Genomic DNA, 7,121 nt, shown 5'->3' on the forward strand with positions numbered 1-7,121 from the left:
TCTATTTCATCAACGTAGATATAACCCTATAAACAGAAAATAACCAATTGCTACGCTCTAGTATTTACCCAATATCCCCCTGGGGACTTCTCTCCCCTCCCTGCGATTGACCCCCCGCTTCTGCTAGGGAGATAGGGAATTCTCACTCAGCCCGATGTTAGGGGCTGTTCCCGTTTTAGACGTAGCCGCGACGGAGCCAGGTTTTGGGTGCAGCGCGGCTCGTGTTTGAAACGGGAGCAGGGCCTAGGGTGAAATTAAAATCTCGAAGCAGGCGCGGGCACTCTCCCTTATGGCCGCCCAAGATGACTTGGACGCGCCGCCACCTCCTCTGCCTCGAAGACCTCTCGCTAGCCGAGATTGATCACATTCACGCCACCGCTGCCGCCTTTAAGCGCAGCCTACAAGCCTCCGAGTCGGCCGCTGCTCCCCGCAGCCTAAAGGGCAAGACCATTGTCAACCTCTTCCTAGAGCCGAGCACCCGCACCCGCATGGCCTTTGAAATCGCATCCAAGCGACTCGGGGCCGACACCGTCTCGCTCGAAGGCAAATCCTCCTCGACCACTAAGGGCGAGACGCTCCGCGACACCGCCGAAAACATCCAGGCTATGCAGGCCGACGCCATCGTCATCCGCCACGCTGCCGCAGGCTCGCCGCTCTACCTCTCCAAAATCCTAAACATCCCAATCATCAACGCAGGCGACGGCGCCCACGCCCACCCCACCCAAGGGCTCCTCGATACCTTCACCATGCGCGAGCATTTCTCGGGGCGTTCGTCAGCGAGCAGTCACGCAGAAAACAATGGGGAGATCTTGCTGGCTCCCGACTTGCGCGGTCGCCGCGTCGTCATCCTCGGCGACATACTCTTTAGCCGCGTCGCCCGCTCAAACATCCACGCCCTCCGCACGCTCGGGGCCGACGTCACTATAGTCGGCCCCTCCACGCTCGTCCCTCCATACTTTGCCGCACTTGGCGTGCGCGTCTCGCACGACCTGCGCCGCGCCCTCGCCGATGCCGAGGTCGTCATGCTACTGCGGATACAGCACGAACGCCAGTCCCGCAGCCTATTCCCCTCACTCGGCGAGTACACGAGCCTCTTCGGGCTCAACAAAACCCGCGCGAGCTGGCTTCACCCCAACGCCATCATCATGCACCCCGGCCCGATCAACCGCGGCGTCGAAATCGACAGCGACCTGGCCGACGGCCCGCACAGCGTCATCCTCAACCAAGTGACCAACGGCGTCGCCATTCGCATGGCGGTCCTGCACCTGTGCCTCGGAGGCCAGCCCCTCCCCGCAGCCTAAGCCCTAATCCCCTGCACGAGTCTTACGCGCACGCCCTCGTCTCCATTTAATGAAAACACACACGCCCCCCCTCTGGATACGCAACGCCCGCATCATCGACCCCGCCACAAACCGCGACGCGCCCGGCGAGCTCTTTGTTAAAGACGGCTGCTTCGTCGATTCCCTCTCCGCTACCGACCGCGCTGCCGCGACCCAAATCGACGCTCACGGCCTCGTCGCCAGCCCGGGCCTCATCGACATCCAAGTGCACCTCCGCGAGCCCGGCCAAGTCCACAAAGAGACCATCGGCACGGGCTCTCGCGCCGCAGCGGCAGGCGGCTTTACCAGCGTCGTCTGCATGGCCAACACCAGCCCCGTCGGCGACAGCCCCGCGACGATCCAACTCATCCACGATGCCATAAAGCGCGATGCCGTCATCCGCGTTTATCCCACCGGCTGCATCACCGTAGGCATGCGCGGCGAGCAACTCGCGCCCATCGGCTCACTCGCCCGCGCTGGCATCGTCGCAATCACCGACGACGGCGACTGCGTGCAGAGCAACGAGCTCATGCGTCGCGCTTGCGAATACGCCAAAATGTTCGACCTGCCGCTCCTCGACCACTGCCAAGACCACACACTCACTGCCGGAGCCGTCATGAACGAAGGCACGGTCTCCACCCGCCTCGGACTGCGCGGCTGGCCCAACGCCGCCGAAGACATCATCGTCGCGCGCAACATCATCCTCTCCCACTACACCGGCGCGCACATCCACATGCAGCACCTCACCAGTGCCTACTCCGTGGAACTGCTCCGCGACGCAAAAGCACGAGGCATCCGTGTCACCGGCGAGGCGACCCCGCACCACATCGCCCTCACCGACGAGGCCCTCGCCAGCTACAACACCCACTTCAAAATGAACCCGCCGCTGCGCACCGAGGCCGACCGCCAAGCCCTCATCGCTGGCCTACGAGACGGCACCATCGACGCCATAGCGACCGACCATGCCCCGCACGCCAATTACGAAAAAGACCGCGAGTTCGACCACGCGCCCTTCGGCATTCTCGGCCTCGAAACTTCGCTGCCGATCACCCTCTCAGTCCTCCACCGCGAAGCCGGGATGTCCCTCTCCCAAGTCCTCGACCTGATGACTCGCCGCCCGGCAAACGTCCTAAAACTTCACGACGGTGCGGGCACGCTCAGCGCCGGTGCCCCCGCCGATATCTGCCTCTTCGCTCCCGACGAAACTTGGCGTTACGAAACTGCCCGCGGATTTAGCAAATCGCAGAACTCCCCCTGGGACGGCCAAGAACTCACAGGTCGCGTGCACACCACGATTTGCGCTGGGAAAATCGTCTACGACCAAGGCCGGATCACTGCGGATGCGGCAGACGCCGCCTCAACCACGCAGCCGTAGCCCAAGCGCGCAAAATGAATTCCCCCGTAATGTTGGGCCCACAAATCGTTGGCCTGATCGAAGTCGTTTTCGTCGTCTCCGGCCTCTTCCTACTCGTTCGCCACGTCCTCTCTGCCAGCGGGAGAAAAGCCGCTGCGGCCGCGCGCGCTCGCGCCGATACGACCTTGCTCTGGGACATCAGCTCCACCGATTTCCTTCTCTTCATCTTTTGCGTCATCACCGGCGGCCTGCTTGCGCAGATGATCTGCTCCCCACTCCTCGCTCTCTTCGGAATCGACATTAACGCTGAAAGCGACCGCAGCGCCGCCACACTCCTACTCGGTGGAGCCTTTCACGGCGGCATGCTCGCCGGAGTGGCCTTCTTCCGGCTCGCACTCCGGCGCGAGGAGAAAACCCGAACCGCACCGCGCTCCGTTTGGGCGCGAGGCCTCGGCACCCTGCTCATCGCCTTACCGCTCGTCGCGGCGTCCGCGCTCGCTTGGCAGAGCCTCCTCCGGCTCTGCGGCATCGAAATTCACGAGCAAGACCTGGTGGGCATCTTCGCCGAAACCGACTCGGCGCTCATACTCGGCAGTATGGCCCTGCTCGCGGTCGTGAGTGCACCCATTACCGAAGAACTCGTTTTCCGCGCGGGCCTCTTCCGCTTTCTTCGCACCCGCACCCCGCGCTGGGTCGCACTCGCACTGCCCGCGCTCCTCTTTGCCGCGATGCATGCGAACCTCGCCAGCTTCGTCCCGCTCGCCGTGCTCGGCATCGTCTTCGCGCTCGCCTACGAACGCAGCGGCACGATCGCCGTCCCCATCCTCGCTCACGCCCTCTTTAACCTAAACACCATCGTCATGATCCTTGCCGGCCTCGGCGTAGAATAACTCCTCCGCCAGACCTTCCGCTAACAACTGCCCTCCCCTCGGCAATGGAAGGCGGCTGCGCCCCCACGCGCCACATGCATCCCTTTACTGATAAAAGAAGCGAGTCAGTCTCCGCCCTCGGCGAAGTCCGACTCTTGGACAAAATCCGCGACTGGCTCGGCAGTGCTGCCCCCGCCGAACCCTACGGCATGGGCGACGACTGCGCCATCCTCCCGCGCGGAAAAGCCGCTCGGCTCATCACCATCGACCCCGTCGTCTACGGCGGCCATTTCAACGATACGATGTCGCCCCGAGCGACCGCACAAAAACTCCTCAAGCGCAACCTCAGCGACCTCGCCGCAATGGGCGGCCTGCCCACCGCTGCCGTCCTCGCCCTCACCCTCGAGCCGCGCACGAGCCTGCGCTGGCTCGCCGGCTTTTACCGCGCCCTCGCCGATTGCGCCCGCCACTACGCCGTCCCAATCGTCGGCGGCGACATCACCGCATCGACCGTCCCGGGGCACCTTTCCGCCAGCCTCACCCTCCTGGGCAACCCCGCGCACGGCAGCCGTACGCTCACTCGTCGCGGCGCACAAGCAGGCGACTCGATTTACGTCACCGGACAGCTAGGCAACACGCTAGGCACCGGCCACCACTACCGCTTTACCCCGCGCCTCGCCGAAGGGGCTTGGCTCGCCTGCCAACGCGCCGTCCGCTCCATGATCGATATCAGCGACGGCCTCGCCAAAGACCTAAAATCCCTCCAAAGCCCCGGCCTCGAAGCCGAAATTTTGGCTGAAAAACTCCCACTCCGCCGCGGCGCCAACCCCCGCTCCGCGATCTGCGACGGCGAAGACTACGAACTCATTTTCACGCTCGCCGCCAAGGCCCGCCGCAGCGACTTCGAGCGACGCTGGCGCGCCGCCTTTCCCAAGACCTCACTCACCCGCCTCGGCCAATTCGTTCTCGCAGGCACTCGCTCCGAGGCCGCGCTCAATCTAGCAAACTATCATGGCTACGAGCACCTTTAGCCAACTGCGCGCGGGCCTCCTCACCCATAGCGCAGAAGAGTGCGAAGCCGCCGCCACTGCCTTCGCACGCGAACTTCCCGCCGACACCACCCTCGCCCTCCACGGCGATCTCGGCGTAGGCAAAACGACTTTCGTGCGCGGCCTCGCGCGCGGCCTCGGTATCCGCGAAGCCATCACCAGCCCCACCTTCTCGCTCTACAGCCTCTACCGAGCCGAAACCGCCGAAACCGAAAACGGAATCACCGCCGCAACAACACTAGAAAAAAACGGGCAAACTGCCTCTACTACTGCCCCGCTTAGGCCGCGACCGACGACACTCCTGCACCTCGACGCCTACCGACTCGACACCGCCTCCGAAGTCGAAGCCCTGCTCCTCGAAGACTTCCTCCAAAGCCCTTGGTGCCTCGCAATCGAGTGGCCCGAAAAAATCGCCGACTGGCTCCCGCAAAACACCCTCCACCTCACCCTCTCAATCGCCTCCGCCCACACTCACAAAATCCAGCTAAGCTAAGCAGCCCGTGCGGCTTTCTCCACTCCGCGTGGGGCGGCAGCGTGTCGCTGCACCCGTTCAATTTAGGATTTCTCATCGCGCTATCGCGCGAAAGCGAAATCCCAAATTTGAAAGCATTCCCCCTGTCGCGTTGCGACAGGGAGGGGAAAGTAGAGTGATAACCCGTTTGGGCGAGGTGGGAAAAATCACGAATAAGCTCCCGTCTCCAAGTTTGGGTTCCTTTTCACAGAGCCGCTTGGCTGCTGCGCGAATGCACGGCAACCAAGCGGCTCTGTAAATGGGTGCAGGCACAGCCTGCCGCCCCACGCGGAGTGAAAAAAACACTACCAGCCCCTAGCTCCCGTCGCGGAGTTTAAAGGTGAGTTCCCAGGTATCGGCTTTACCGTTGGGTGTCGGGCCGATTGAGCGGACCTTCCTAAACGCGGCCAAAACGGAGTCATCGAACTCGCGGCTGCCCGAGGAAGTAACGATGCGCAGATTCGAGAGCGTGCCATCGGCGGCGATTGCGAAGCGGACTTTGGCTTGGAGCAGGTCGCTGAGCCCTGCGGGTTTTGTGTGCGCGGCGCGGAGCCGTTGGCGCAGGAGCGCGATATAGGCTTCGAGCAAGTCGCTCTCCGCGCGGCTAAGTGCGGTGCCTCCCGCGCCCTCGCTCACGCTCGGCGAGCCGCCGACAATCCCGCGTGTGCTGATTTGGCGGACGGGCGGAGCTGGGCGATTGGCCGTAGGCTTTACAGCGGTCGGATTCGGCTTGTTACCGTGGAGCCGGTCGAACTCGGCCTTCGTCATCGGCTTTGGCTCGGGTTTCGGCGGAGCGGGTTTGGGAGTCGCGTTGTCGTTGCGGCGCGGCGGTGGAGCCGGCTTCGGCGATTCCGGGTTAGGCGCTTCGGGAGCAAGCTCGATCGGTGAAACCTCTGGGGCCGTCTCCAACACCGGTGGCGGAGCTGGAGGTTCGGGTTCGCGGACGGGGCTTGGTGGCGGCTCAGGCAACTCGAAGCGGATTGCCGTTTCGGCAGGCGCACTGTCATCGCCCAGTGGGGCTTCGAGCGCGGCGTAGTTTTCGCCCGGGCCCGCCACGAGTTCAAAGAGATGAGGCTGCGGTTTGACCCGGGCTCGCACGGTGTAGGAAAAAAACACAATGGCCGCCCCCAGCGCGGCATGGAGGCCGAGCGACAGAAAAAACGCCTTGGGTCTATTTTCCTGCATGACGTGTGCTTAACGGAAACAGCGAGCGCAGTAGTGGCGAGGACGTTTTAGCCCATTTTCCCCAAAGGACGGTCTGTAAAACCGGCCGCCGTAGCGCAAAGTCCGGCCGTTTGGGGAATGCAAAACCAGCACAGCCCTTTTCTTATTTTGTTACCATAGCTCTCATTTCTTGCCCTGCTCGCTCGCTTTCCCCTTACTCCCCCCCAAGTTAGTCGTTGCTTCCACCCCACCCCAGCCCCCTCGAACCCCTAGCATTTCCCCATGAGACTTTCCCCCGGATCTGCTGTCATTTTCTGCCTTGCGATTGCAAGTGCCGTTCTCGTAGCATTGATCCCTTACAGAGAGCCCGATGGCATCACTTTTTGGGTTTTCGCCACTCCGCATCGCGACGCCTATATCGAGCCGATCGCACACTGGAATGAGGAGCATCCGCCGGAACGTCGCTTCACGATGACGATGCTACATCCCAATGTGATTGAGCACCGGATGATTTCGGGCTTCCTCTCAGGCACACCGGTCGCCGATCTATTGGAAACACACGAGGGGATGTATCCTAGGGTATACCACGGCCCCCTTGATCAAATCGGCTTCCTAGATATCACTGATCGACTTCACGAAGAGGGACTGTACGAGCAGTATGACCGAACCGTGCTTCTACAGCACTCTCATCGCGGACGCAATTTTGGACTTCCGATTACTGCGGCGCCCGCCCTGCTGGCTTATCGCTCCGATCTAGCCGAGGCAGCCGGAATAAGTGACGAAGACATGGCGCAAATCGAGACTTGGGACGATTATTTCCGCGTCATGCGGCCGCTGATGACCGATTTGGACGGC

7 protein-coding genes are annotated in these 7,121 nt (G+C 62.4%); 6 read left to right on the forward strand and 1 reads right to left on the reverse strand.

What is annotated here, in order from left to right; genetic code table 11:
- The first annotated feature begins 302 nt into the window (after positions 1-302).
- The 5 genes from AXK12_RS07920 to tsaE all read left to right on the forward strand — a co-directional run bounded on the left by AXK12_RS07920 (position 303) and on the right by tsaE (position 5,084).
- Positions 303-1,301 carry an aspartate carbamoyltransferase catalytic subunit gene (locus AXK12_RS07920; protein WP_068713208.1) on the forward strand — a complete coding sequence of 333 codons (999 nt, stop codon included), beginning with the start codon at positions 303-305 and terminating at the stop codon, positions 1,299-1,301.
- A 49-nt stretch (positions 1,302-1,350) separates the two neighbouring features.
- Positions 1,351-2,694: a dihydroorotase gene (locus AXK12_RS07925; RefSeq protein WP_068713210.1), complete on the forward strand. Its 1,344-nt coding sequence runs from the start codon at positions 1,351-1,353 to the stop codon at positions 2,692-2,694.
- A 14-nt stretch (positions 2,695-2,708) separates the two neighbouring features.
- Complete coding sequence (locus tag AXK12_RS07930; RefSeq protein ID WP_082782749.1) at positions 2,709-3,563, forward strand: CPBP family intramembrane glutamic endopeptidase; 855 nt, start codon at positions 2,709-2,711, stop codon at positions 3,561-3,563.
- Positions 3,564-3,637: 74 nt separating this feature from the next.
- Positions 3,638-4,573 carry a thiamine-phosphate kinase gene (locus AXK12_RS07935; RefSeq protein ID WP_068713217.1) on the forward strand — a complete coding sequence of 312 codons (936 nt, stop codon included), beginning with the start codon at positions 3,638-3,640 and terminating at the stop codon, positions 4,571-4,573.
- Positions 4,554-5,084 (forward strand): tRNA (adenosine(37)-N6)-threonylcarbamoyltransferase complex ATPase subunit type 1 TsaE, encoded by a 531-nt coding sequence (tsaE, locus tag AXK12_RS07940; RefSeq protein WP_068713214.1) that lies wholly within the window; start codon positions 4,554-4,556, stop codon positions 5,082-5,084. The genes AXK12_RS07935 and tsaE overlap by 20 nt, the downstream gene beginning before the upstream one ends.
- 333 nt (positions 5,085-5,417) lie before the next feature.
- Here tsaE and AXK12_RS07945 read toward each other — a convergent pair whose 3' ends face one another.
- Positions 5,418-6,287, reverse strand: coding sequence for an energy transducer TonB (locus AXK12_RS07945; protein WP_068713216.1), 870 nt, complete (start codon positions 6,285-6,287; stop codon positions 5,418-5,420).
- Between the two features lie 261 nt (positions 6,288-6,548).
- Between AXK12_RS07945 and AXK12_RS07950 the strand changes: the two genes are divergently transcribed.
- The coding region (locus AXK12_RS07950; RefSeq protein ID WP_156468936.1) for a type 2 periplasmic-binding domain-containing protein at positions 6,549-7,121 on the forward strand (573 nt) is incomplete at its 3' end.

The organism is Cephaloticoccus capnophilus, assembly GCF_001580045.1.
Lineage (GTDB): Bacteria > Verrucomicrobiota > Verrucomicrobiia > Opitutales > Opitutaceae > Cephaloticoccus > Cephaloticoccus capnophilus.